The following is a 25,662-nucleotide window of genomic DNA, read 5'->3' on the forward strand; positions in this document are numbered from 1 at the left end:
TTTTTTTTATGTAAGAGATACTTTTTGAACTCTCTTAAACCATTCATAACAAAGAAGCACAATTAAACATAAGTCAATTAAATCGCCTCCGTAATACATCAGCATAGCCCCTTGCTGCGCCCCTTCCGCCGAAACGTGCATAGGCGGGTTAGCATACACATATTTTGATAAAATACCGTGAGCGGCAAGCGCAATTATTAATACGGATGCTCGGTGCGTAAAAGTTTTTTGATGGGGCGAAGGGTCGATTGAAATCATCGATACGGTGAATACATAGCCGGCTAAAAACACGTGAATATGTACAGCGACATGCACGAAAAAAGAGTGATGCATCATGCCATACAGACTTGTTGTATAAAGAATCCAAAGTCCTCCTACGTTAAGAACAGAAGCTGTCACCGGACTGCTGATGAACCGAACAAACCGTCCTTTTAAAAGTTTTGACACTTTTCTGGCTGCATGAACCGGAAGCGTGCGAAGCAGCAGCGTAAGAGGTGCTCCTAACGCCATTAAAAGCGGAGCTAGCATACCTAAAAGCAAATGCCCCGTCATATGCGCGGTAAAGTCCATATGAGCACGGGCTGCGAGCGGTCCTGCTACAGAAGATATGGCGCATAAAATACCAAGTGTCCAGCTGAACGTCCTATATAATGACCATTTTCTATACGTTGCATTTGAAGATGCTACAGCCCACATGTATAAAAAAAAGGCAGCGGCAAAAGGCAGGGCTAATACAAGCTGAGATAATACTTCATATTTAATCATGATGTGCACCTTGTTTACGTGTAAACCATGTTAAAATGATGCCAATAAGCAGCATCAAACATGCAAGTACATTCCACGTAATGTCGTAAGGTGCAATCTTCACTCCGTACCGGATTTGATGAAGTCCCATAAGCTTATGCTGCACGGTCCCGTCATAAAGCTGAAACGCCCCGGCTCCAAGCAATACTCCTCCTATCCACCTTTTCACCCACCAGCCGCCCCGGCGCCTGAGATCTGCCACCATAAAAAGTGATGCAATTGTAGCGAACCAGCTGAATGCGTGAAACAAACCGTCCGACACTAAACCAGCGGCCGTTGTGGACTTATCATAAAAATGATGCCAATGAAGCAGCTGATGAAACACTGCTTCATCAATAAAAGCAGCTAACCCTACGCCAAACAAAAAGCCTGACCAGCTATTTCGAGCGCGGTGAACCACGCGCTGATTTGCAGTTGCTTCGTGTTTGTTTTCCATATCTATACCTCCCTGCCAATTCTTTAAGTTTATATCGATTCTAATGAACGTATACCCTATTAAAGAGAAATAAATCTATAATATGGAAAAATAGGAGCTATATCCTAATATCGTTTTCACTATCTTTTCACCATAAAGGTATAGGATAGTATTTGCGAAGCCAATTAGCATATTTTTTCATAGTTTTACTCCCTTTCTAAAGACCTGTTTCCCCAAAACAGGTCTTTTTTATATCCCGTTTCTCTTTTCACCGTTTTTTCACCATAAAGGTATAGGATAGTACTTGCGAAGCCAATTAGCATATTTTTTTCATAGTTTTACTCCTTTTGAAGATCTGCTTCCCCAGAGCAGGTCTTTTTTTATATCCCGCTTCTTTTTCATCGTTTTTTCACCATAAAGGTATAGGATAGTACTTGCGAAGCCAATTAGCATATTTTTTCATAGTTTTACTCCTTTTGAAGATCTGCTTCCCCAGAGCAGGTCTTTTTTTGTTTGATGTTTCTTTTCACTGTTTTTTCACTATTCGGCGGTAAGATAGTAAGTGTAAAGCCAATTAGCATATTTTTTCATAGTTTTACTCCCTTTCTAGTGACCTGTTTCCCCAAAACAGGTCTTTTTTTTTCTAAAAGCTTCCATCTTTTCACCGTTTTTTCACTTTTCTTTTGTATACTAAGTTTGTCAAAGCAATTTCATCATTTTTCATAAATGACCCCTATTTATTCCCCGCTTTTTGTAAGCGGGGCTTTTTTTATAAGAAAAGCATATTTTTTCACTTATTTTTTCTAAAAGCTTTTCTCTTTTCACCGTTTTTTCACTTTTCTTTTATATACTGTTCTTGTCAAAACAATTTCATCATTTTTCATAGATGTACCCTATTTGCACCCGCTTCTTATGAGCGGGCCTTTTTTTATTTCCATATAAAAAAGCTTAACCCGGAGGTTAAGCTTTTTTCGCCTGCTTGCGAAGAACAAGCATCATAATTGTAATAATGGTAAAGGCAATAAATGCTAAAAAAGGAATCGTGATAAACCCAAGCCAGTTAATATATTGACCTGAGCATGGAACGCCGCTTGTACACGTTTCAAATGCCTTAAGAGCCGGTATCTTCTGCAGACAATAATGATAGCCTGAAAGCGCCATACCAATCACAGAAAACGGCAGGACGTATTTGTAGATGAACGTATCATTCCGATACACGGCTACACCTAGCACAATCGCCAGCGGATACATTAAAATTCGCTGATACCAGCAAAGTTCACACGGAATAAAGTGAAGAACTTCACTAAACGTTAAGCTTCCAAGCATCGCGACAAGCGCTGTAAGCCACCCGAAAACCAAAGACTTGTTCATTATTTATTCTCCTTAGCCGCATCTTTGACCATTTGATCAAAATCATCGATTGTTTTTCCTTCAAATTTTTTGCCGCCTACATAAATCGTTGGTGTACCCGTAATGCCTAAGTCGTTGGCTGTCTTCATATCTTGATTGAACGCATCTTTTCCTTTTCCGTCTTTGAATGCACTTGCTACTTTTTTCGCATCGGCATCGCCAGATACTTCTTTCAGGGTATTTTCTAAGTAAGATTCCGTTAAAACATCTTTCTTTTCATCCGCTGCGTTTTGCTTTTTATAAAGAAGCTCATGGAATTTCCAAAATGTATCGTTTCCAAGCTCTTTGTATACAGTCTCGGCAAACTCTGCTGCACGAGAAGAATCGTTGTTGATAAACGCATAGTTCATAAAGTAGAATTTCACTTTACCTGTATCCACATAATCTTTTTGAATCAGCGGGAAAAAGGATTTCGTGAAGTTTTTACAAGCCGGGCATTTGTAATCTCCAAACTCTACCACTTCTACCGGAGCTGACTCTTTTCCAAGATACGGCTGATTATCATATGTAAGAGCGGCCTTTTCATCTCCTCCGCCCTTTGACATATTCGAAAGGACGATTAACCCTAAAATACAGACCGCAATAATTCCAATCACCCAAAAAATCCACTTGCTTGAGGACGTTTGCTGATTGGGCGTTACTTTTTTCTTTTTCTTTGCTTTTGACACAACCTCATCTCCTTCTTCTCTTTCTCTCTTCCAAACTTACAAAGCTGTTAGAGCTGTAAAAATGAGCGCACACAAAATAAAAAACACGTATAGCGACGTCAGCGTTAAAACAACAGGAGGCTGCATCGGCATTTTCGTTTCCGGATTTAAAATATATTGAATGCGATAATTAACTGACGTATCAGCAAACGATACGTGTGCACATGAAAGACTTGCCTGTCCCGTTTTCACCATTTTTAAAAGCGCGCTGCCGATGTGAGCAGGCGTGCCGTTTTTCACAATAGCATCTTGATCAGCCAGCACTTCACGCATAACTTTGAAGCGTTTATGGCTCCATTTAATAAACGGAATATACCATAGTGCAGAGGCAAGCGTGCTTAGTAAAAACGTTTTGAGCGGGTCTTTGTTTGCAACGTGTGACTGCTCATGGTAAATAACGGCTTCTAGTTCATTTTCATCAAGCACCGACAGCAATCCTGTAGACAGGACGATGTGCGGTGTAAACAGCCCCATCGTTAAGGCAATAGGCTGATCTGTTGTTAAGACCGTTAAACCCTTTCCATACGCTTTTTGCAGGTCAGCCGTTGTTGTTTCATCTCGCAGCTTCGTAATCATTTGGCGGACTTTCCTCATTTGAATCACTTGCTTTACAGCTTTAATGAACAGCACAAACATCGTGTGAAAAATAACGGCATTCAGCATGTATTCAATAAAAAACAGGCCGAAAAAGTGGGCTACTTTGTTACAAAGTAAAATTAAGTTAAACGATAAATTCCATCCAAACAGCAAATGCAGCACATACATGCCCATTTGCATAAGCAACGTCACGGCAATAAAAAAGCACAGGTTAAAAATAAGCTTAGAACGCTTTAGTATTCCTTGATTCATTGATTATTCATCCTTTTTTAACTGTTTGACTTTTGATTCGAGCATACTTAACAGTGAATCATCGACTTCTTCTAATGCATCAAGCATATGAGTAACAGCAAGCGAGCCAAATTCATCGATCAATTCGTGCGTTAACTCTTTCGACTGAGCGTCGATAAATTCCTCTTTAGAAAGAATCGGCTGATACATCGACGTACGTCCTTTTAAGCGCTTTTGCAACACGCCTTTTTCCACCAATCGATTCATAACGGTCATAACGGTGTTGAAGTTAACTGCTTTTTCTTTCTCAAGCACGTGCTGCACGTCTTTAATGGACATTTCACTTCCGTTCCATAAAGCCGTCATAATTTTTGCTTCAAGCGGGCCAAAAAAGCGATTAAGGCCGGTTTCGTTAAATTTGAATTTTTCAATTTTCATATTCGACACCTCACACTACTAATTGTAGTGTGAGGTGTCAAATCCGTCAACTTTTCCATGACAACCGCCTTACAATTGTCATAATCACTTTTTTACTTCATCGGTTAAATGCTGAATGGACAGCACAACTGTATCAAGCTTGGCTTCGATTCGGTGAAGTAAATAAAGCGTCACCACAACAGGAAAACCAACGTCTGAAACAAGCGTAAACCACTCTGTCATCTTCCTCTCTCCTTTTAAAAAAGCCCTCCGCACCGAAGTGGAAGGACTTTCATTTTTAAATCGTAAATTCAGTTACATTTCGCTCGACAATTTGGGCGCCTTTTCTGGCAACGAGCGCTCCGCCGCTTGAAGTAAAGACATCGCTTGCGATCAGCGCATTCATTGCTGCTGTGATGGCTGCTGCGTCTAACGTATCTTTTGGTGATTCAATCGATAGGCTTACTGCTTTTTGTGACTCATTCAAAAACTGCATCGTTAAAGTTTTCATACTCTACCTCTTTTCTTATTTTAAAAGTGAAAACGTGACAACTTCGTTGATTTCAACAAGCGGCAGCGACTGCAGGCTAGCGATGGTTTCGCTTGCTGTAATGAGTGCATCTGCAGAACTTCCAGGCTGAATGTTCATATAGGATCTTGTCTTTAAATCGGGTTTTCCATCCTCTTTTATTCCCTGTTCTAATACTAAGCGAAGCTGGCTTAAATACTGAATTTTTTCTGCCATCTTTTATTCCCCCTTTCACTTTATATATAGAAATTGAAATAGGAAAGAGGGATGATGGAAACATAAAAATTTTTGGTTTATAATGGGAGATAGTCTGAGTTAGAAAGAGGCTTTGGTAATGAGAAAGTGGAGCTTTTTATTTTTTGTTCTAGCATTCATGCATCCAGCTTCAGCACTTGCTGATGACGGTGCAGATGAAAAAAAGTTTGGTCCGTTTTACTACACGGTTTCTCATGATTATAGTCGAGAAAAATGGGATGTAGGGGTGTTAAATCAGCAAGACAAAACAAACATTCCTGAGACTGATTTGAACGATGAAACGCTAAAACTGTTTCAAAGCACGGTTGATGATTTAGCAGACCTCGCAATTCGATTTGCTGCTATGAGCGTGCTGCTTGTATGTTCACTCGTTGTTTTTACGTACTTTCGCATTCAGAAAAAACGCCCTTTTCTCCGCTTGTTTTTTGTTTTTTCAAGCGTTGGCTTTCTATTTTGCGTCTATACATCATTGGAATTATTTAAAAAAACTGAACAAGCAAAATCATTATTTTACTTACTATGACTTGAAACCCAAAAAACCAGCCGATCGGCTGGTTTTTTCATGCATTTCTTACGGTTATGTAGTTCTGTTCATACGTCATTTCTTTCGTTTGCTTTTGCTGCTCCAAATGGTAATAAGCAGCGCATACTCCTCCTAATCCAGCCAGTGCTAGGACAATTAGAAGTATGGATGTCGCTTTTTTCATTGCCTTTTCTCCCCTTATGTTTAACCCTACCTAGCAACGGCATGTGTAAAAAAGAGTCCCCTTTCTCTTTTTTACTTGCTCATTACTTACGAAAGATATTATCATACTTTTTTTCACTTTTGTCATTTTTTTAGCTATTGTCAAAAAATTGTATATTTTATCCAAGATTTAACGAATGTTTAAGAAAGTCCATGGACTGGTTTTTTGAAAGGCCAAAAGCTGTCACGATATAATCAACGTAGGCAAGAAGCTCGACGTTTCCTCCTAATTTTGTCGTTTTAAATGATTGATTAAACCGATACTGTTTTTTATCTGAAAAGACGAGCCCCTCTTCTTCTAGAAATGTTTGAAACTGCTGATGCGGAAAGTAAAGTACATCGTTTCGAACGTTCTCTAAGTCAATTACAATAATCATGTCTTCGAGCTCAGCTTTTAATTCCATCATACAATCGATGTATCCGCCGATGCAGCTGATTAAAGATGTGAGAAAAATGGGTCCGTTTATATATTGAAACTGCTCAAAAATTGTCTCATCAATGTAGCTTGAAATGCTGGATTTCAGCACGTCATGAATTTGTTTTGGTTCTTCCATATACGGAATAGGAATGTGAAACTTAGCTGATCCGTTATAAAACTGCTCCCACGCAATTGTTTTATCATATGCATCAATCACATCTGTGCTTCGAAAAATGATGGATTCCGCTGAATAAGAAGCTTTGACAAACGGTGTATGCAGCATCACCGTACTTTCGTCGTCCAAACGATAGTGTTTTGGTTCGCTAGACTTGCTTAAAATATATTGCTTTAGCCGTTCTTCTTCCATTTGTTCGATTAAATGCAAATCATATAGTGGCAGCACGTACATATTACACATCCCGTAATGAATATAGCTTTTCCCGTGCATCGGCCACTTTCTGTTATAGATAGACAGTTCTTTTGTGCAAAATTCCTCTATTCGCTGCGTTTGGTCCTCCGATTTTTGATAAAGACGATCTAAATGATAGCGATCATCGATTTCCGTAACGGGAGATGTGCCGCTTCCAATTCTTCTGTAAATTTTCCCGTAAGACATGTACGGAGGGTTCGGACCTTCGGGAATCCAAATAACAAAAACACCTTGCCCGGGGTGATCTTCAGGTGATAAAAAACGTGTAACGATACGAGGAATGGGATTGGTGACATCTTTCAGCATATTATTAATAAACAGCTCATATTCCTTGCGCTCGAGCAGGTTAATGGAATGGTCGTCTTCATCTACGCCAAAAATAAGCCACCCTCCTTTTTCATTGGCAAACGAAGCGATGATATTTGGGATTTTCCGTTTGACCGTTGAGCTTACTTCGCGCTTGAACTCAAGCTGATAGCCTTCTTCTAAATGTTTTTCCATCATGCGCTGCACATCTGAAAACTCAATTTCTCCAATTGTTTTTTTCTTTCCGTCTTCGCTTATAAATGGTGAATAAAACGTTTCTTCGTTCACTTGTCTTCCCCTCCTCACCACTTCTATTTAACTTATCCATATGATGAGAAGTAAAAAGACAGTCATACTTCTTTTATTTTTTTCGAAAAAACAAGTTTTTTCAAAATTCATCCTTCTTTATATTATGATAGAAAAAGAGGTGAATAATATGATTGAAGCGATATTTTTAGATCGAGACGGAACGATTGGCGGCAGTAATGACATTCAATATCCAGGTGAATTCCAGCTGTTTCCCCAAGCGAAGCAAGCAATTAAAGAAATAAAACATTCCGCTGTTTTCCTTTACGAATCAGCCCGATATTGCCAAAGGAAAGGTAAAGAAATCACAGTTTATCTCTGAGCTTTTAGCTTTTGGATTTGATGATGTTTACCTTTGTCCGCATGAAGATTCAGACGCCTGTCCGTGCCGCAAACCAAACCCCGGCATGCTGTTAAAAGCAGCGGAGAAGCACAGCTTAAATTTGGCTAACTGCATTGTGATTGGCGACCGGTGGAAAGACCTCGCAGCGGCCAGTGCAGCAGGGGCTCAATGTATTTTAGTGTTAACAGGCGCCGGGCACGACACGCTGCATGAACAAGAAAAATGGGCTGATGTACAAGCAGCTTTTATTGCATCCAATATACAGGAAGCTGTTGAATTTATCTTTACATCACTGAGTTCACAGCCGATACTACCGCATTCACATACTCGTTAAACAGCTGATTATCCTGTAATAATTGTTCATACTGAGGAGTGGTGATTTCAAGCTGCAGTCCTTTATGCCGCTGATTGCTGTTGGCGATATTTCGAGGTGAAACGCCTTTTAAATGCACGGGCGTTTCACTGATTGGAAAACCTGAGAGCGCATGACGCACCGCTTTTTCTAACTTTTCGTCTCTTCCTCCGATATAAGTCGTGGAGACGTCGCTGTAGGCACCGTGAAGAGAAATCGTGACCGCTGATTTTTTAACGAGGTGACGCGCCATTTCTTCATCGTAGTTTGCAGACGTAACATGCAATTCAAACGGATTTTCTGTTTTCAGCGTTTTAAATACGTACACCGTTGCGTTTAGCTTTTCTGCTATTTTTTCCGCTACTTCTTCTGTTCCAATTTCCATTGTTCCTCCGTGAATAGCAAGCACGACAATTTCTCTCCGGCGAATAACACATTTTATTTCGTAATCGATTCCCGCTCGTTCGCACTGAGACAGTTCTTGAAAACTTTGATACACGTCCCTCATCTGTTTCTTCACACCTTTCTTTTATCTTTCATATACCCAGGCTTTATTTTTTCTTTTTCTTCATATAGTAAAGGGATTCACCCTTTGTTTACTCGTTTATTTTTGTTTTTATACTTTATCTGTTAGTGTGCGCAAAAAAAATTTTTGAAATTCGAAATAAAAGTATTGCCAAACAAACCGTCCAGACGGTAAAGTATTCTAGGGAAAATCAAAAAGGAGGAAATTCATGTGTCTACATATGATGATATATTGCTTGCGGCCACTCAGGTTGTACAGCGTGACGGCGTGGGAAATTTAACGCTTGAAAAAGTAGCAAAAGAAGCCGGTGTTAGTAAAGGCGGCTTGTTGTACCACTTCTCATCAAAAGATGAATTGATTCAGCAAATGCTGTACTCAGTCACAAAGCAATATGATGACGGGCTACACGTGCAAATTGAACATGATGATGCTCCTGGCAAATGGAGCCGGGCTTATCTCGCTGAGACGCTTCATGATCTGCAGCGTGAACAAGCGATGAGCGCAGGGTTGCTTGCAGGTATTGCAACGAATCCTGAACTTCTGCAGCACCTTCAAAAACACTACGAAAAGTGGCAGCAGCATATTGAACAAGACGGTATCAACCCTGTCCTTGCTACCATCGTGCGCTTAGCAGCTGACGGATTATGGTTCAGCCAAATGTTTGGGCTCGCACCCGTGGATCCAGACATGCAAAAACAGATTCAACAACAGCTTCGGAAATTAACAGAGGAGGGTTTTCGATGAAAGCCTATTTATTTTTAGCAATTGCAATTAGTTCAGAGTTATTTGGTACATCTATGTTAAAAGCATCAAACGGATTTACAAAATTTTGGCCTAGTCTTGGTGTTTTATTAGGATTTGGTCTTGCTTTCTATGCGCTTTCCACATCGCTTCAGCACATTCCGCTCAGCGTTGCATACGCCATTTGGTCTGGTGTAGGAACTGCGGTGACAGCTGTGATTGGTGTAGTCATTTGGAAAGAAAGCGGCAGTCTTACGATGGTATTTGGCATCGTATTAATCATTGCGGGAGTCATTCTTTTAAATTTAAAATCAGTGGCTCATTAAAAAAAGAGCCAGTAAATACTGACTCTTAAGCAAAGGAGGAAAATCGACTGTCTACTTATGAAAGTAGTATGTATCGTTTTCCTTTTTTTTATACTCTTTTATAGATTAAACGGATCTAGGAATTTAACAGATGGATATTTGTCCTGGAACAAACGCCATACAAAATCGTTTTCAAACATAAGAACGGAATGCTTATCACGATCTTCTACTAGCATCACGCGAGAATCTAGCATGCGATCTTCAATTGTTGATTTGTCTACCCATTTTGCAATGTTATGAGACATGCGCGTGAATTCAAGATCGACATTGTACTCACCTTTCATACGATGTTCAAACACTTGGAACTGAAGTTCACCGACTGCTCCTAAAATATAATCTCCAAAGAACGGCGTACGGTAAAGCTGTACCGCTCCTTCTTGTACAAGCTGATTAATCCCTTTTTCAAAGTGCTTTGATTTCATTGCATTTTTCGCACGAACTTTTACAAACAGTTCAGGCGGGAACTTTGGAAGAGCGTCAAATTCAAATACTTTTCCCTCTCCTACAATTGTATCGCCAATTTGATACGTACCTGAGTCATACAAGCCAATGATATCCCCTGGATACGCTGTGTCTACTGTTTCACGGCTTGATGCCAAGAACTGATGAGACTGCGCTAGCTTCATTTTGCGGTTCGTTCTTGCTAATGTTACGTTCATTCCACGCTCGAATTTCCCTGAACATACGCGTACGAACGCAATGCGGTCGCGGTGAGCTGGGTTCATGTTCGCTTGAATTTTAAAGATGAAACCTGAGAAGTTTTCATCCGTAGGCTGAACGGTGCCATTCGTTGATTCACGAGGCTGTGGCGGTGATGTTAATTGTAAAAATGAATTAAAGAAAGACTGTACGCCGAAGTTTGCAATCGCACTTCCGAAGAAAACAGGCGTTAATAAGCCTTGCTTTACTTTTTCGATTGAAAAATCATTACCTGCTTCATCTAATAGGGATAAATCATCCACTAAGCCTGGTAAATACATTTCATCGACGTGTTTTTTAATTTCATCGTCGATATTTTCACCGTCAAAGTCTGCAAAATAAGACTCTTTGTTTCCTTGATACACTTCAATTTGCTTTGAAAAACGGTCATACGTTCCTTGGAATCGTTTCCCCATGCCAATTGGCCACGTTACAGGGTATGATTCGATACCAAGTACATCTTCAATTTCTTCAAGCAGCTCAAGCGGCTCTTTTCCTTCACGGTCTAATTTATTGATAAACGTTAGGATGGGAATACCGCGCATACGACAAACTTTAAAAAGCTTAAGCGTTTGTGCTTCAATCCCTTTTGTTCCGTCAATAACCATGACCGCACTGTCTACAGCCGTTAAGGTACGATACGTATCCTCACTGAAGTCTTCGTGTCCTGGTGTATCCAAGATGTTAATAAAGTGATCTTTATACTCAAACTGCATAACACTTGATGTAACCGAAATTCCACGTTGTTTTTCGATTTCCATCCAGTCAGATGTAGCAAACTTGCCTGATTTTTTTCCTTTAACCGTTCCGGCTGAACGAATCATTCCGCCCAGTAACAGCATTTTTTCTGTTAACGTTGTTTTCCCGGCATCCGGGTGAGAAATAATGGCGAATGTACGACGTGAATCGACCATCGTTCCTTGAAGTTGGTTGCTCATACGTTTTAAAATCCTTTCTGCTCTACAATTCCTATTTTCATCATTTCATTATACGCTTTTTTTATACTGCGTGACTAGTTTTTTTCATATTTGAATACTTCTGCAAAATCAAAGAAATCGTCAACAAGGTGTAAAAAGCGAACAAGAAAAGACCCCTTTTATAAAAGGGGCCTTCTCCCAGTTTAGTTTAACGAACGACCAGAGAAACGTTCTGCTGATCGGATTAAACTTTATAAAAAAAATTACTTTTGAACGTTAGCAGCTTGTGGTCCACGGTTGCCTTCAACGATTTCAAATGTAACTTCTTGACCTTCTTCTAAAGTTTTGAAACCTTCGCCTTGGATAGCAGAGAAATGAACGAATACATCGTCTTGTCCTTCTACTTCGATGAAACCGAAACCTTTTTCAGCGTTGAACCATTTTACTTTACCTTGTAACATATCTCTTTTCCTCCTTGTGTGACAATCCACACATTGTGTATTACTCTATTCCTGCTCTTACAATAAGTCAAGACGAACACTTCGAACTATCCTTACCGAACAAAAATAAGCACCTTTATTGTAACAAATCCTCCAAAAAATTTCAAAGAAATTTGCACATTCTTTTTGTTTGCTTCTATCCCTTACCTACAGCCTTTCTACCCCTTTTTAAGCTGCCGAATGTGAACGCATTATCCGCCTTCTTCTTGATGTTTTTTCTTGTATAACGATCCTTTAAATGGATAACGCTATAGAGATAGATACTCTTTCTATTTATGAGAAAGCAGGTGACATCACAACCTATGGAAGACATTCTCATCTCCCTTCTTAGAACCTTTGTTTCTTTTATTATTTTAAGCATTACAACTTTCCTGATTGGAAAACAAATTAACACGCATAATAATCATTTTACATTTGCGATGTCCATCATTATTGGGTCGTTCATCGCAAATATGGGATTTGATTTAAAATTAAAATTTCTGCCGATGTTCGCTTCTTTTGCTTTTCTTGTAGCCATTCATTTTCTTTTAGCATCAACAGCTCTAAAAAGCAGGCGCTTGCGAAAATGGATTACAGGACGCCCGACGGTTATTATGGAAAAAGGAAAGCTTCTTGAAGCAAATATGAAAAAAGTCAAATATTCTATTGACGACTTGAATCAGCATTTACGAGAACTAGGAACGTTCAACATTGCTGAAGTAGAATTTGCTGTTTTAGAAGTAAGCGGGAAACTGTCGGTGTTAAAGAAAACGGCTTATCAAAACATTGCCAAACAGGACGTTTTGTCTAAGCCGTTTAAAGAAATGAATTTACCGGTAGAACTCATCATGGACGGGGAAATTATTCAAAAAAATTTAACATCTCAATATACCGAACAATGGATCAACCTTGAGCTTTCAAACCGTCAGCTTCAGTTGAACCAAGTGCTGTATGCAGTTGTGTCAACAAACGGCATGCTCTATGTAGATGAGTATAAAGATCAGCTGTCCGCTCCTACAGACAGAGAATAAGATTGAGACATCGCTGTTGATTTCGGTGCAGGGCTTTGCTTTCCGGGGGCGGCCAGTGAGTCCCCTCTTTGCGTCCGCTCCTGCGGGATCTCACCTACTTCGCTTTTCCTGCTGGAGTCTTCCCCTTGGCCTCCAATCAACAGCTAGAAACAACTAGCCTATGTTCACGATCACCATGAAAAAATCCGAACGAGTTTGATTCTTGATAGAGAATCAAACTCGTTCGGATAAAATGCGTTTGTTTCAGTCTCACTGTGCCATCTCTTCAACGGTTCCTTCTTTTAGGCCATAGTAGTTCCGTTCAAATCGCTTTATTTCTTGATCATAGCGGCGTACTTTTGCATCGGCTAGCTGGCGGCTTTGTTTTGTTTCTTCAAGCAGCTCGACCTGCTGATTAATTTGAAAAATAGTCGTCGTCAGCTCGTCTTGATAATCATAAATTTCATTTTGAATATCCACGCATACGGGCAAACGATTTGCTAAAATAAAGTCCGTCATTTGCATAAGCACTTTTTTACGCTCTACTTCTTTCACTTTGCTTTTGACAGCTCGTTCTGCAGAACGGAACGTCAGCCTTACTTTAGAGAAGAAGTCACCTTTAATCGAAAGCTTGCGCTGCAGTTCTTCTACATCTTGTTTTAATGATTCATGCTCTTCAATCATTTTTTGAAGCACAAGTCCTCCGTTTAATGATGTGAGCTCCATTTCATCAAGCTGCTGGCGAATGGCTGTTTTGAGCGTTTCAATTTGTTTCATCGTCTTTTTCTCCGTAGCGCGGAGCTGCTTAACATACTGCTCTGTTTTATAAATAAAGCTGTCTAACCGTTCGCGGTCAAACAGTGACTGCTCTTTCTTTTTTACATAATCTTGATACGATGTGTGTACAGATGACCACTTGATCAGCAGAGACTGATAATTCAATAGCTCATCCTGATGCTCAAGCTTGTACGTCCACATCAGCTGAACAACTACTAATAACAGCGGTAAAAAAGTTCCAGCTTCTTTGCGTTTTGCAATAATTTCATGACTTTCAAAGCTCGCCATTAAAAACAGCGGGGCATTCATACTAAATAGCAGTGCTGGCGGGTAATTAACGGGAATAAAGATACTCATTACGGTTGCCATAAGGCCTGAAATAGCAGGGTATGCGTGCGGAGGAAGCTGTTTGTATAGCTCGATTGTCCCTTTTTTTTGCAGCAGTTTCACAAGCGCTTCCTGCTGATATTCTCCTAATACATCAATCATTCTTTCCTGATACATAGGAGGAAGCTGCTCAATCCAATTCATCAGCTGCTGCTGAAACACCGCTTGCTGACGATTTGTAGCAATCATGTATTGCGAATCAATTAGATGAAAGAACAGTCGGATTTGATGGCGCATTACGTCTTCTAGCGTATGACAGCGTGCAATTGAAAACAGCTCATTGTATTTAGATACAAGCAAATTTCCAATGTTATCGCTTAACTCGTACAGCTCGCCATTTGTTGTAGCATGAGAAACGGGAAGTTCAAAAAACTTCGCCATTTCAAGCAAAATATGCAGATGCATGTCTACTTCAGGCTGTTTCTCAAGCAATTTCATTTCTTCTACCAATGATGCTTGAAAATCCGTATGCTCCGTTTGCTGATACTGTGCTGACATTTCCGTATAAATGCGGTGGTCACATAACACATAAGCAGCTCTTAGGATCTCGCCTTTAGACGTAAGCAACCCATACAATAACTGTTGTCCGTTCATCTTCACACCGTCCTTCATTAAATTTTCTTACTATAGCTTTCTATCATTTTATACTTTTTCTATAAATTCGATGCAATAGTTCAAATTTCCTGTTATCTTTCTTCTTGTTTCCTTAATACAAAAATTACCGTCCAACATGACATCAGCGCAGGCGGAATGGTCCAAGTCATATATCGCCACTCACCGGTCACAAGCGCCATAATAAGAAAGATGAGCGGAAAACCTATTAGTACTATGATAACACGTGCTCGGCTTACCGATTTTTTCATCGTGCATCGCCCCTTCTGTTCGTCCCATATTCTTATAATACCCTTTCGCTTCTATAGCATTAAACACCTTTATAAACCGTTCGTACATTTCTTTGTTTTCTAGACAGTCTATGACATAAGTTTTAAAAAAGAACAGAGGATACCTCTTACTTTGGTGAATCTCGTAAGCAGCTTTTATGTTTTGACAAGCTAAATCGTGAAAAATGTGTTATGGTAAAAGAAAATTTCGTTTTTACTACCTACATTGAAACGAAAGGGTTGATCGTATGAACATTTTTTTGATTGGCGCAAGCGGCAGGACGGGACAAGAAGTGATCAAGCAAGCCGTGAAAAACGGACATTATGTAAAAGCTTTTGTGCGAAATCCATCTAAGCTTAAGATAACGCATGCGAACGTACACATCATACAAGGCGACGTGCTTGATTATTATGAAGTGTGTCAGGCCATGCGGGGGTGCGATGCAGTAATTTCTTGTCTTGGAACAGAAAATCTAGGGCATTCTACCCTTTTAGTAGAAACGACAAATCTGCTGATTCAATGTATGAACGAAAACGGAATTCAGCGTATCGCCTACACCGCTTCCGCCGGAATCGATGGAGAAATTCCAGGCATGACGGGCTGGCTTGCTCAGCGTATTTTAAAAAATGTGCTTCGCGATCATCACGAAGCCGTGAAGCTCTTGAAGGTAAGCGGACTCGACTGGACCGTTGCTCGGCCAACGGGTCTAACGAGCGGTCCATTAACCACGTATTATCGTATAGGAGAAGCTAGCATACCAGAAAACGGACGCAACATCAGCCGTTCTGACGTCGCTCATTTTCTCCTTCAAGCCGTAGAAAACAACAGGCATATAAAAAAATCACTAAGTCTTTCGTATTAAGTGTTCTAAAGGAGTGTTGATAGTGAACCTATCAAAAATTTTTCTAAAAATAAGTCTTGTACTTTTAATGGCATGCGTCTTTATTGAAGGTAATTTTCAGGTGGCGCTTGGCATCTTTGCTGCTGTTTGCATGCTTGTCATTGTTTTTGCTAAGCCTCTTTCAAAATCGCTGCTGCCTGTTAATAAAAAAACAGAAAAAAAAGACCGCGAAACGTTAATGATGGTCATTGGTGTCATCGTTTTTATTTCAGGAAGCTTTTTTATTGCGTAATAGCATTGTAAAGAAAACAGGCTTACATCCACATTTTTAATCATATAAAGGGCTGTGCTGTAAGTCGAATGTTCGACTTATGACACAGCCCTTTTTTAGCTTTAATGAGGTCTCTTTCAGCAATAGCTTCTGTACCGTTCCATTATTTAAGCAAATTACCTTACAAACCCTCTTATGCTTTTTTCATCAACTCACATAATAGATGTAGAAGATGTCGTAAGACAAGCGTCAAAAGAAAGAGGAGGAAGATAAATGAAATGCCCCCATTGCGCTTATTCTAATCCGAAAGGGGTAAAATTCTGCTTAAATTGCGGTCATGAAATCGTCGACCGTGATGAAAACTACAGTATATTCTACTTGTTTGCCCATCGTGTTGATAAAATTCCAAGAAATGAACGTTCGGTTGAACCTAAATTTCGAAATATATTCTCTCGAGTCTTCCGACAGCACAGTGAAATGGAAGCTGAACGGCTTTTTATTGTAGGAACAGGGCTTACGACTCCTAAAATAGAAGAGGTTGTAAATACATGGCCAAAGCCTTGGCTTTTTGCAAGGGTCTTTCTTATTGCACTTGTCGCATACTTAGGGCTATATCTAGGCGTAAGCTTGTTCGAAAACATCAACTTCATACCCGGTCTTATTGTAGTCGGTGCTTTTGCAGTTCCATTTACTACGCTCATTTTCTTTTGGGAAATGAATGCTCCGCAGAATATTGCTATTTACAAAATTGTTTATGTCGTTTTTATTGGCGGAATCCTCTCCCTTCTCTTAGCACTTGTGTTTTATGATATTCTTGGAAATAACACAAACGTGATCGTGATTGGAATATGTGAGGAGCTGGCTAAAGTTATCGCGGTTATTTATTTTGTACGCAATCTTAAATATAGATATATCCTTAACGGACTTCTCTTAGGAGCTGCAATAGGAGCTGGTTTTGCTGCTTTTGAAACCGCTGGCTATGCTTTGCGAGCACTTCTTTCCGGCAGCTTTCACATGCTTTATTCTACGATACTCTGGCGCAGTATTTTTGCTCCTGGAGGACATGTGGCTTGGGCTGCCTTAACTGGAGCTGCCATCTGCATCGTGCAAGGAGATAAGAAATTTCAGTGGAGCATGTTGATAAAACCAAAATTTCTCGGTGTATTTTTGCTTGTCGTTTTTATGCACGCTCTTTGGGACTCACCTATACTAGGTATTTTCCCAGCAGGCCATACGATTTTAACGATTATATTATGGATTTTGGTATTTAGTATGATTCGTATTGGGCTAAAAGAAATCGCAGATAAAAAGCTGGAGTTGACCTATTACAAAGAAAACCCTACATCCTCATAGGAAATGTTCAGCTTGTGTTTAGCTGCTCGTTTTAACTTTTTATTACCTTTATGTTTCATTTTGAAAATTGTTGTTACAAATTGTAAAAAACAGCATTCAAACTACCTGTACATGGTATGATAACCTCAATAACATGAAAGGGTGACTTGGTGGATGAACCTAACTGAAATTAAGCACATGATAGCAAATTTAGTAAATTATAGAGATAGCGACATTACTCATACTCTTGCCAATAGGTTTACATTAAGTTATTCAAAACAATTAAACAGTTTTCAAATCTGCGACATTGAAAACGATATCATTTATCGTTATGAAGAATCCGAAACAACCGCGTTAGCTCTGTTTAACATGATCCATACTCTTCCCAAGACCATTTACAGACATACTAATTCGTTTGAACAAGTTTAAAGCAGGAAAAAAAGCTCATTTATTGACTAACATGAGCTTTTTTGCCGGTGTCTACCTATTTTAGTTATTTATAACCTTCTTCAAAAGAAGAATATCCTTTTTAATTGCCTGTCTAATTTCTTCAGCTTTACAGCGTTTGTATTCTTGTACTAAGCGATAGAGCTCTCGTTTAAATAAAAATTCATCTTGTTGACTACTCATAGCAGCATGCCCCTTATTAGCTTTCTATCACAAGTGATTAAAGAAAGTATTCCCTTTTCTTCTTATAAAAAACAAATAAATTCACAAATAAATGTAAAACAACCTCTTATCCCAAGTTTATGTAAACGGCGGGATGTTCTTGCATTTAGAGGAATGATAGCTGAAGAAACATAAAAAAAACATTGACTACTAGTCCTCAGTCAATGTTTTTTATTTGCTTTAGCTCTAATTCATTAAAGTTAAATTGCATACTTTTATGCGTTCATGTCTCCAAGACCTGGAGCGTGCTCATTTGGCATTTCAGATAAGTGAGGAACAGGAAAAGCTTCCGGCGGAGGTGTGACGCTTAGGTGTCCGCCGTTTCTGCTTGGCGTCTCTCCTTGGAATATTTCTCCCATTCGATGCGGATCTAACCTAAAATCAAATTGCGTGTTATGATACCCCATTTCCACAAATTTTCTGCATTCAGGGTATTTGTTAATATCGTAATTTGGAACAGGAAAAAGCTTGCCCCAGTCCACGCCCAATGTTTCAAGAGCTTTTGCAAACGCATTTTGATGAGCATTATCTCGAACAATTAAGAAGCCTAGCGTTTCTCTTAGCGTCTGGTTAGAACTCATTTCATATATTCTTGTTTTTTGTAAAACACCGGTTGATTCTAATACAACGTTATTTAGCAAATCAGCTACTAGATTTCCGTGATTATAAACCCATGAGCCGTTCCATGGATTCCCGCCCGCATCCACTGGAAGTGAACTTTGAGCGCCCATAATATAGTGATGAGGATTAGCATGTTTTACAGCTTCATCAAGAGGAGCCTGATCTGAACCTTGACTTCCTACCCCAGCTCCGCCAGATTCATCTAACAGTGCATTAATGGTATTTTGGACGAGTTCTACGTGAGCTATTTCTTCTAAAAAAACGCCTTTCATTAAATCTCGGTACTGCGTTTCTTTTCCTCTGAAGTTAGAGCTTTGGAAAAAATATTGCATCATCGTTCGCATTTCACCAAACTGACCGCCTAACGCTTCTTGCAGTACCTTCGCGGCTGCTGGGTCGGGCTTATCCGGTTTAATGCCATTAATTAATCCTTCTTTGTAATAGTACATATCAAACACTCCTTTTATTGACATTGCTTGTTTTTTGAACCAACTTATTTAGATTTTTGTCCGCTATAGGATTTTCACTTACAGCATCTGTTGCTTTTCCTCTTAACATATTTTAGCGTGCCATCTTTCGAACATGTGCACATGACTACTGTTTCCATATGCGACCTTTTTATTCTGGGTAGTTAAAAGAAAACTTCATTGAAACACGTGGATAACACCCTTTGTTATAAGCAAAAAACTGCTCGTAGCAGTCTTTTTACAGTCATGTAACTGTGAATACTTTGGATGCAAAAAAGAGCTGGTTTAAACCAGCTCTTTTTTCTTTATTACTTCTCTATCCCTGCTTTGATTTCTTTAATCATGCCAGCCATTGACTCAAGGCCTCCTCCAGATAAATACCAAAGGCCTGGATCAAGATACACAACGTGATTGTTTTTCACTGCATTGACTTCTTTTACATACTCATTTTCAACAATTTGTTTAGCAGATGATTTTTCACCAATTGCTGCGCCGCGGTCAACGACGAATAAGTAGTCCGGGTTTTGCTTAACTAAATATTCATATGCAATGCTTTGACCATGCTTAGCCGATGGATCCAGGCTGTCGTCTGCTGCTTTGATACCGAATACGTCGTGGATTAATCCGTATTTAGAACCTGAACCAAATGCTGTCATTTTACTATCATTCGCCATCATTACAAGCGCTTTTTTATCTAGTTTATCCGTTTGTTTTTTCAGATCAGCAATTTGCTTATCAATCGCTGCTAGCTCTTTTTTCGCTTGATCTTCTTTATCAAAAATTTGTCCTAGTACTTTTGTATTTTCTTTAAATGACTTCATATAGTGCTGGTTGTCTGTATCGATATAGATCGTCGGCGCAATTTTTGAGAATTCGTCAAATGAATCTGCTTGGCGGCCTTGAATAATAATTAAGTCTGGCTTTAGTTCTGCGATTTTTTCAAAATCTGGCTCTTTTAAGCCTCCTACATTAGCATACTTATCATCTTGATACTTTGATAAATACTCAGGAATTGCTTGTTTTGGTAAGCCCGCTACTTCAACCCCTAGTTTATCTAGCGTATCAAGTGCACCCATGCTGAATACTACAACTTTTTTAGGATTTTTCTCAATTTTAATTCCGTCTTTATTGAACTGATCGGTTACTGTTACCGTTTCTTTTTGTTTACTTTCTCCACTTGTTTCTTTTGCTCCTTGATTACCGCAAGCAGCTATAACAATCGCAGTTAAGACTGCTACAAACATTACTAACACTTTTTTCACTTTCGTCACCTCATGAAATAAATTTTATGAAAAATACACGCAAATACGCTGTCCGCCAACCGTTTCGATTGGAATATCCATATCGTATATATCCTTTAATACGGATGTTTGAATGATGGTTTCTGTTGGGCCTTCACAGATCACTTCACCGTTTTTAAGCGCCACGATGTAATCCGAATAGACAGACGCAAAATTAATATCGTGAATGACAATCACAATGGTTTTGCCTAAGTCTTCTACGAGACGTTTCAGCAGCTTCATAATTTCAACAGAATGCTTCATATCTAAGTTATTGAGCGGTTCATCTAAGAAGATATATTCCGTGTCCTGTGCGATGACCATAGCGATAAAAGCTCGCTGACACTGTCCACCGCTCAGTTCATCCAAGTATTTGTCTTGAATACTTTCAAGCTTCATATAACTCAACGCCTGATCAACCGCTTGTTCATCGCTTTTTGTTAACCGGCCTTTTGAATAAGGAAAGCGGCCAAAATTGACGAGTTCACGTACGCTAAGCCTGATATTCAGCTGATTGGACTGTTTTAAAATGCTCATTTTTTGGGCTAAATCTGAGCTGTCAATATTCTCTATATTTTTTCCTTCTATTGATATTGACCCTGAGTCGGCTTTAATGAGACGGCTCATAATGGAAAGCAGCGTACTTTTCCCCGCTCCGTTTGGGCCGATAAATGACGTGATTTTCCCTTTTGGAATCACGACGGATGTTTTTTCTAAAACGGTTTTTTCTCCGTATGTTTTACTTACATTTGTTACTTCTACCATGATTTATTCTCCTTTAGCAGCAAATAAATAAAGTAAATTCCGCCGGCAAAGTCAATGATGACGCTCAGCGTGGTGCTGAAGGTGAACACTTTTTCAACGATAAATTCTCCTCCGACGAGGGCTATAACACTAAGCAGCAGTGATCCCATCATTAAATAGGTGTGCTTGTACGTTTTGAACAGCTCTCTTGCAAGGTTCACAACAAGCAGTCCAAGAAAGGTGATCGGCCCAACTAACGCCGTAGCCACTGAGACAAAAATGGCAATCACAATCAGCATTTTTTTGACGAGCCTGTCATAATCAATACCTAAATTTACCGCGTGTTCTCTTCCCAGCGACAGGACATCAAAAATGGATGTAAAGCGCCACACGTAAATGCCAAGCAGGATAAATATGACCGCTGATATGTATAGCAAATCGGTATTAACATTGTTGAAGCTTGCAAATGATTTATCTTGTACAACTTGAAATTCATTCGGGTCAATCAGCATTTCCATAAATGAAGACATGCTTTTAAATAACGTGCCGAACACAATTCCAACCAGTAAAATAAAGAAAATATTCTTACCGGCTTTTTTGAACATCAGTATGTAAAGCAAGACCGAAAAGATAATCATCAGCGAAACGCAAAGAAGAAAATTAAGATTTTTGTTCATGATGAAAATATTCGTCGAGCCAAAGATATACACAATAAACGTTTGCAGAAATAAATACAGTGAATCCAGTCCTAGAATACTAGGAGTTAAGATTCGATTATTGGTAATCGTTTGAAAGATAACGGATGAAAACGCAATGGCTCCTCCGGTTAAGATAATCGCCGCAACTTTTTCAATTCTTCGCGGCAGCGTGTACTGCCAGTAGCCTAAATCGTAGCTGATAAACAGCGCCGCTGATAAAACGGCCAGCGCGGCCAGAATGATGATTTTATGTTTGTTATGCATAACGACCTCTCCTTATCAGCATAAAAAGAAAGATCGCACTTCCTATTACACCCACCATTAACCCAATGGAAATTTCATAAGGGAAAATAATGACTCTGCCTAAAATATCGCACGCAAGTACAAACACAGCTCCAAGCAGCGCTGTATGAGGCAGGCTTTTTCGCAAATGATCTCCACGGTAAATCGATACGATATTTGGGATAATCAACCCTAAAAAAGGCAGCATGCCAACGGTCAAAATCGTAATCGACGTAATAAGCGAAACAATGACTAATCCAATGTTTACGATTTGTTTGTATTTCACGCCTAAGTTGATTGAAAAGCTTTCTCCCATACCAGCAACCGTAAACTTATCTGCGTAAAGATAAGCAATTATTAAGAGCGGTATACTCAGGTATAAAAGTTCATATCTCCCTTTGACTACTAGCGAAAAGTCTCCTTGCAGCCATGAAGAAAGGTTTTGAATCAAATCGTATTTGTAGGCGATGAAGGTAGCCAAGGAACTTACGATACTGCCGAGCATTAAACCGACTAGTGGAATATAAATCGTATCGTTAAATTTAATTCTGTCTAGTATTCTCATAAACAATAGATTGCCCGCGAGTGAGAAAATGAAAGCAATGCTCATTTTTAATAGAGGACTTGCTGAAGCAAATACTAGTAGAGAAATCAACACACCAAGTCTTGCCCAGTCCATCGTTCCTGCGGTTGTTGGAGATACAAACTTATTTCGCGTAATTTGCTGCATAATTAATCCGCAAATACTAAGGCTCATTCCCGCCATAATAATACTCAAGAGCCTAGGAAAACGACTAAAAAACAGCGTTTGGCTTTCTTCTTTGCTTAAATGAAACAGATCCATCGCTGACAGATCTTGTACTCCTATAAAAAGAGACGAAACCGCTAGTACAGCAAACACAAGAATTAACTGATAAAACTTCAACTTTCCTTACTCCTTTCTTTCCGCTATAAGTCTAATTATCTCCTCCTTTATCACGTGTAAATGATTATCATTATCAATTGACTTTCTTTATCATATCATTATTCTCTAAATAATCAATGGTTTTCTTAAAATTTAAGCAAAAAAATGCCTTAACAAATGGATCTGTTGAGGCATTTTAAGATTCAATTAGACTTAAAAATAGCTATTTCTCTCTTCATATAAAAAAGGATTGAGACATAGCTTCATTACTCTAATCTAAAGACGAATAAGTGGGATACATGAGCTAGCATGAATCGCTTAGTACACCGCTGTTGATTTCAGCAGGCGGCCGATGAGCCTCCTCGTCGCTTACGCTCCTGCGATCTCACCTCTTCCTCTTTTTTTCGCAGGAGTCTTGGCCTTGCCCTCTAATCAACAGCTAGAAGCCACTGCAGACATGAAATCTACGTTCACCATAACAACAAAAAAATCCGAACTATTAATAGTTCGGATTTAACTTTAAGCAAAATACTTTTGTCGCAACCTTTTTGTATCAAAATTACATATATATGAAATATATGTTTATATTTGAAAGGAATCTACTTATTTTGCAAATACATGGTTTCCGATAACTGCCGTTACTTGCTGCGTTGCAACCCATTGGCTTTCAGCGATTTTTGGATTATAGAAAAACAGCGCATCGTTTTCATGCGGGTTTGATAATGCTTCGCTTACCGCTCGTTTTGATTCTTCTGATGCAGGCTGATTAATTGCTCCGTTTGCTACTGGCGAAAATTGATATACACCGTTTCCTAGCTGCTGATAAATAACGTCGTGAATGTTATTTGGGAATTCCGGTGAAGCTACACGGTTTAATACCACAATTGCTACCGCTACTTTTCCTTGGTACGGCTCACCTTTTGCTTCTGCCTCTACTAATCTAGCTAGTAAATCTTGATCTTGTGCAGAAAGCGATGTAGACGGAGCAGGTTGTGCCGGCGCCGGTGCTTCTCCTTGAAGTTTTAATGTTTGTCCGATGGTAATGATATCACTTTGTAAACCGTTAATAGCTTTTAACTGATCCACAGTCATGCCGTTTTGTGTTGCAATATGATATAACGTTTCGCCTTGTGCTACTGTATGTACAGATGTTGCCGGACTAGCGGCAGGTTGTGCTTGTCCCTGGTCAGGAATCGTTAATGTTTCTCCAACGTAAATCATGTCGTTTTGGCGGTTATTAGCACCTTTCAGCTCATCTACCGTAACCCCATTTTGTTGGCCAAGCCCCCACAAGGTATCTCCTTTTACGACTTTGTGCGAAGCTGCTGCTGATGCTGTTCCTTGACTTGCTAGAAATGCTACAGACGCTGCAGAAGCAACTGCCCATTTTTTTACACGTTTTTTACTCACAAAAACTACCTCCTAAAATTTGAACCTGTTATTACCTTAGCACATAGATTCGCCTTTTCATTAAAAAAAACAGTAACATTTGTTCTAATTGGATTAAGTTTCTTACAGTGCCATTCATTATGTTACAACTTTTACATGACCCTTAAAGAATATGTAGAAATATGACGATTTCATTGCGAAACGAGCTTTTTATCTCTTTACTTACATTCCTCTTTCTGTAAAAAACTTGACTTAATTATGATTAATCGCAGAGATAAAAAGGAAAACAGCAGTCAAATAGAGAAATAGTGTAACTATTGAGGAATGATTCAGCGCTTCTTTGTCAATTTACGTTTGTTTATTAATAGAGGAGGTCTATTTGGATGTGTGCAAATAAAATGTATGTAACGTATAATACGGAAAAACCGGCTATTACGATTCAAGGAGCTTTTTATCATACGGGAGGAACGCAGGAGGAGTTTTTGCGGGAATTCAAGTACTGGCTTGAATCTCACGGCTGGTCATTTATGGGCGTAACAAATGAAACAACGATGACAACGGCGAACAAGGAGTTAAAAGAAACGATGGAACAGCATAAAATAGAAGGCAAAAAAGTTCAAAGACTAGAAGATTTATAACGATTGCCTCTATGCCCCTTCACACATGTCCAAACGCCAATACGTAAAAAAGCCTTTAGATGAGCTAAAGGCTTTTTTACGTTAACGAGAAAGTGCGACCACCTTCTGATTTTCGACTCTCTCTTCAGTAGGCTTTCTCATTTCTTTTTCCGTCCATACGCCAATGCGTTTTTGTCTTTTCCCAAGAGGCTGTTTTTCACATGCATAGCAAATTTCTGAAATATCATCAAAATGAGCTAACGACATCTTTATCCCTCCTTTTCTAAATATACACAGACAAGTTAGTATGTCTCTTCCCTTATTTTCCAAAGCTAAACGGCTTCATCTTATATTTAAACAATTTATAAACAAATGGAATAAATAAGTTCTACTTCATTATCATTTAGATTGTTTTATTTAGATATAGACGGGTAAACAAAAACTATCCCACCTCACACCCTGAAGTTTGAAACTGTCACGTAAAAAAAGCTGCTTCTTA

The 25,662-nt window shown here is 39.2% G+C and carries 32 protein-coding genes and 1 pseudogene; 9 read left to right on the forward strand and 24 right to left on the reverse strand.

All coding sequences use genetic code 11. The features are described 5' to 3' along the window. Positions 1-6: 6 nt before the first annotated feature. The 9 genes from N178_RS24275 to N178_RS24315 form a co-directional block, all read right to left on the reverse strand. Positions 7-765, reverse strand: coding sequence for a cytochrome c oxidase assembly protein (locus tag N178_RS24275; RefSeq protein ID WP_045295395.1), 759 nt, complete (start codon positions 763-765; stop codon positions 7-9). After that, a complete protein-coding gene (locus tag N178_RS24280; RefSeq protein ID WP_045295397.1) occupies positions 758-1,240 on the reverse strand; it encodes a DUF2243 domain-containing protein in 483 nt (160 codons plus the stop codon). Before N178_RS24280 ends, N178_RS24275 begins: the two co-directional genes overlap by 8 nt. A 939-nt stretch (positions 1,241-2,179) precedes the next feature. Beyond that, a complete protein-coding gene (locus N178_RS24285; protein ID WP_045295399.1) occupies positions 2,180-2,590 on the reverse strand; it encodes a disulfide oxidoreductase in 411 nt (136 codons plus the stop codon). Next, positions 2,590-3,297 (reverse strand): DsbA family protein, encoded by a 708-nt coding sequence (locus N178_RS24290; RefSeq protein WP_045295400.1) that lies wholly within the window; start codon positions 3,295-3,297, stop codon positions 2,590-2,592. Before N178_RS24290 ends, N178_RS24285 begins: the two co-directional genes overlap by 1 nt. 36 nt (positions 3,298-3,333) lie before the next feature. Further along, positions 3,334-4,185 carry a M56 family metallopeptidase gene (locus N178_RS24295; protein WP_045295402.1) on the reverse strand — a complete coding sequence of 284 codons (852 nt, stop codon included), beginning with the start codon at positions 4,183-4,185 and terminating at the stop codon, positions 3,334-3,336. 3 nt (positions 4,186-4,188) lie between these two features. Continuing rightward, a complete protein-coding gene (locus N178_RS24300; protein WP_013057865.1) occupies positions 4,189-4,602 on the reverse strand; it encodes a BlaI/MecI/CopY family transcriptional regulator in 414 nt (137 codons plus the stop codon). A gap of 84 nt (positions 4,603-4,686) precedes the next feature. Continuing rightward, positions 4,687-4,824: a YvrJ family protein gene (locus tag N178_RS24305; protein ID WP_013057866.1), complete on the reverse strand. Its 138-nt coding sequence runs from the start codon at positions 4,822-4,824 to the stop codon at positions 4,687-4,689. Between the two features lie 55 nt (positions 4,825-4,879). Beyond that, on the reverse strand, positions 4,880-5,092 hold the full coding sequence (locus N178_RS24310) for a DUF2922 domain-containing protein (RefSeq protein WP_013057867.1): 213 nt from the start codon (positions 5,090-5,092) through the stop codon (positions 4,880-4,882). 15 nt (positions 5,093-5,107) lie between these two features. Further along, positions 5,108-5,326, reverse strand: coding sequence for a DUF1659 domain-containing protein (locus tag N178_RS24315; RefSeq protein ID WP_045295403.1), 219 nt, complete (start codon positions 5,324-5,326; stop codon positions 5,108-5,110). 118 nt (positions 5,327-5,444) lie between these two features. Here N178_RS24315 and N178_RS24320 point away from each other — a divergent pair, with 118 nt between their 5' ends. Next, positions 5,445-5,888, forward strand: coding sequence for a hypothetical protein (locus tag N178_RS24320; RefSeq protein ID WP_045295404.1), 444 nt, complete (start codon positions 5,445-5,447; stop codon positions 5,886-5,888). Positions 5,889-5,925: 37 nt separating this feature from the next. Here N178_RS24320 and N178_RS27270 read toward each other — a convergent pair whose 3' ends face one another. Together N178_RS27270 and N178_RS24325 are read right to left on the reverse strand one after the other, a co-directional pair. Beyond that, complete coding sequence (locus tag N178_RS27270) at positions 5,926-6,072, reverse strand: hypothetical protein (protein ID WP_169746698.1); 147 nt, start codon at positions 6,070-6,072, stop codon at positions 5,926-5,928. A 157-nt stretch (positions 6,073-6,229) separates the two neighbouring features. Then, the gene (locus N178_RS24325; protein WP_045295406.1) at positions 6,230-7,552 is read right to left on the reverse strand and encodes an AlbA family DNA-binding domain-containing protein; all 1,323 of its coding nucleotides are present in this window, start codon (positions 7,550-7,552) and stop codon (positions 6,230-6,232) included. 148 nt (positions 7,553-7,700) lie between these two features. Here N178_RS24325 and N178_RS24330 point away from each other — a divergent pair. Continuing rightward, positions 7,701-8,247, forward strand: a pseudogene (locus N178_RS24330) (HAD-IIIA family hydrolase). Here N178_RS24330 and N178_RS24335 read toward each other — a convergent pair. Beyond that, positions 8,198-8,773, reverse strand: a complete 576-nt coding sequence (locus N178_RS24335; protein WP_045295407.1) for a poly-gamma-glutamate hydrolase family protein — start codon at positions 8,771-8,773, stop codon at positions 8,198-8,200. The pseudogene N178_RS24330 and the gene N178_RS24335 overlap by 50 nt on opposite strands. Before the next feature lie 228 nt (positions 8,774-9,001). Between N178_RS24335 and N178_RS24340 the strand changes: the two genes are divergently transcribed. Beyond that, entirely contained in the window at positions 9,002-9,535 is a 534-nt protein-coding gene (locus N178_RS24340) for a TetR/AcrR family transcriptional regulator (RefSeq protein ID WP_045295408.1), read from the forward strand. Then, positions 9,532-9,858, forward strand: coding sequence for a DMT family transporter (locus tag N178_RS24345; RefSeq protein ID WP_013057875.1), 327 nt, complete (start codon positions 9,532-9,534; stop codon positions 9,856-9,858). The genes N178_RS24340 and N178_RS24345 overlap by 4 nt, the downstream gene beginning before the upstream one ends. Positions 9,859-9,956: 98 nt before the next feature. On the opposite strand, the gene N178_RS24350 is transcribed toward N178_RS24345, so the two are convergent. Beyond that, entirely contained in the window at positions 9,957-11,534 is a 1,578-nt protein-coding gene (locus tag N178_RS24350; protein WP_045295409.1) for a peptide chain release factor 3, read from the reverse strand. A gap of 242 nt (positions 11,535-11,776) precedes the next feature. Continuing rightward, on the reverse strand, positions 11,777-11,974 hold the full coding sequence (gene cspD / locus N178_RS24355; RefSeq protein ID WP_013057877.1) for a cold-shock protein CspD: 198 nt from the start codon (positions 11,972-11,974) through the stop codon (positions 11,777-11,779). Positions 11,975-12,300: 326 nt separating this feature from the next. On the opposite strand from cspD, the gene N178_RS24360 reads away from it, so the two are divergent. Continuing rightward, on the forward strand, positions 12,301-13,023 hold the full coding sequence (locus tag N178_RS24360; protein ID WP_237758600.1) for a DUF421 domain-containing protein: 723 nt from the start codon (positions 12,301-12,303) through the stop codon (positions 13,021-13,023). Here the strand turns inward: N178_RS24360 and N178_RS27275 are convergent. Continuing rightward, the gene (locus N178_RS27275) at positions 12,993-13,163 is read right to left on the reverse strand and encodes a hypothetical protein (RefSeq protein WP_169746699.1); all 171 of its coding nucleotides are present in this window, start codon (positions 13,161-13,163) and stop codon (positions 12,993-12,995) included. The two genes, N178_RS24360 and N178_RS27275, sit on opposite strands and share 31 nt — an antisense overlap. A gap of 109 nt (positions 13,164-13,272) precedes the next feature. Then, positions 13,273-14,760 carry a hypothetical protein gene (locus tag N178_RS24365; RefSeq protein ID WP_045295411.1) on the reverse strand — a complete coding sequence of 496 codons (1,488 nt, stop codon included), beginning with the start codon at positions 14,758-14,760 and terminating at the stop codon, positions 13,273-13,275. A gap of 535 nt (positions 14,761-15,295) precedes the next feature. On the opposite strand from N178_RS24365, the gene N178_RS24370 reads away from it, so the two are divergent. From N178_RS24370 to N178_RS24380, 3 genes are all read left to right on the forward strand, one after another. Continuing rightward, the gene (locus tag N178_RS24370) at positions 15,296-15,910 is read left to right on the forward strand and encodes an NAD(P)-dependent oxidoreductase (protein ID WP_045295413.1); all 615 of its coding nucleotides are present in this window, start codon (positions 15,296-15,298) and stop codon (positions 15,908-15,910) included. A gap of 22 nt (positions 15,911-15,932) precedes the next feature. Continuing rightward, positions 15,933-16,181 carry a hypothetical protein gene (locus N178_RS24375; RefSeq protein WP_045295414.1) on the forward strand — a complete coding sequence of 83 codons (249 nt, stop codon included), beginning with the start codon at positions 15,933-15,935 and terminating at the stop codon, positions 16,179-16,181. Positions 16,182-16,433: 252 nt separating this feature from the next. After that, positions 16,434-17,513 carry a PrsW family intramembrane metalloprotease gene (locus tag N178_RS24380; protein ID WP_045295415.1) on the forward strand — a complete coding sequence of 360 codons (1,080 nt, stop codon included), beginning with the start codon at positions 16,434-16,436 and terminating at the stop codon, positions 17,511-17,513. A 468-nt stretch (positions 17,514-17,981) separates the two neighbouring features. Here the strand turns inward: N178_RS24380 and N178_RS27280 are convergent, their stop codons facing one another. The 7 genes from N178_RS27280 to N178_RS24415 form a co-directional block, all read right to left on the reverse strand. Continuing rightward, positions 17,982-18,122 carry a hypothetical protein gene (locus tag N178_RS27280; RefSeq protein ID WP_169746700.1) on the reverse strand — a complete coding sequence of 47 codons (141 nt, stop codon included), beginning with the start codon at positions 18,120-18,122 and terminating at the stop codon, positions 17,982-17,984. A 254-nt stretch (positions 18,123-18,376) separates the two neighbouring features. After that, complete coding sequence (locus N178_RS24390) at positions 18,377-19,231, reverse strand: manganese catalase family protein (RefSeq protein ID WP_045295417.1); 855 nt, start codon at positions 19,229-19,231, stop codon at positions 18,377-18,379. Positions 19,232-19,557: 326 nt separating this feature from the next. Then, entirely contained in the window at positions 19,558-20,511 is a 954-nt protein-coding gene (locus tag N178_RS24395; protein WP_045295418.1) for a siderophore ABC transporter substrate-binding protein, read from the reverse strand. A gap of 24 nt (positions 20,512-20,535) precedes the next feature. Next, positions 20,536-21,294: an iron ABC transporter ATP-binding protein gene (locus tag N178_RS24400; protein WP_045295419.1), complete on the reverse strand. Its 759-nt coding sequence runs from the start codon at positions 21,292-21,294 to the stop codon at positions 20,536-20,538. Next, a complete protein-coding gene (locus tag N178_RS24405) occupies positions 21,288-22,235 on the reverse strand; it encodes an iron chelate uptake ABC transporter family permease subunit (RefSeq protein ID WP_045295420.1) in 948 nt (315 codons plus the stop codon). The genes N178_RS24400 and N178_RS24405 overlap by 7 nt, the downstream gene beginning before the upstream one ends. Continuing rightward, positions 22,228-23,178 (reverse strand): ABC transporter permease, encoded by a 951-nt coding sequence (locus N178_RS24410; RefSeq protein WP_045295421.1) that lies wholly within the window; start codon positions 23,176-23,178, stop codon positions 22,228-22,230. Before N178_RS24410 ends, N178_RS24405 begins: the two co-directional genes overlap by 8 nt. Positions 23,179-23,760: 582 nt before the next feature. Further along, entirely contained in the window at positions 23,761-24,567 is an 807-nt protein-coding gene (locus tag N178_RS24415; protein ID WP_045295422.1) for a cell wall hydrolase, read from the reverse strand. 362 nt (positions 24,568-24,929) lie between these two features. Between N178_RS24415 and N178_RS24420 the strand changes: the two genes are divergently transcribed. Beyond that, positions 24,930-25,184: a hypothetical protein gene (locus tag N178_RS24420; RefSeq protein WP_013057893.1), complete on the forward strand. Its 255-nt coding sequence runs from the start codon at positions 24,930-24,932 to the stop codon at positions 25,182-25,184. Positions 25,185-25,265: 81 nt separating this feature from the next. Here the strand turns inward: N178_RS24420 and N178_RS27285 are convergent, their stop codons facing one another. Beyond that, positions 25,266-25,430 carry a hypothetical protein gene (locus N178_RS27285; RefSeq protein WP_162871488.1) on the reverse strand — a complete coding sequence of 55 codons (165 nt, stop codon included), beginning with the start codon at positions 25,428-25,430 and terminating at the stop codon, positions 25,266-25,268. Between the last annotated feature and the right edge of the window lie 232 nt (positions 25,431-25,662).

Origin of the sequence: Priestia aryabhattai B8W22 (assembly GCF_000956595.1) — a bacterium.
Lineage (GTDB): Bacteria > Bacillota > Bacilli > Bacillales > Bacillaceae_H > Priestia > Priestia aryabhattai.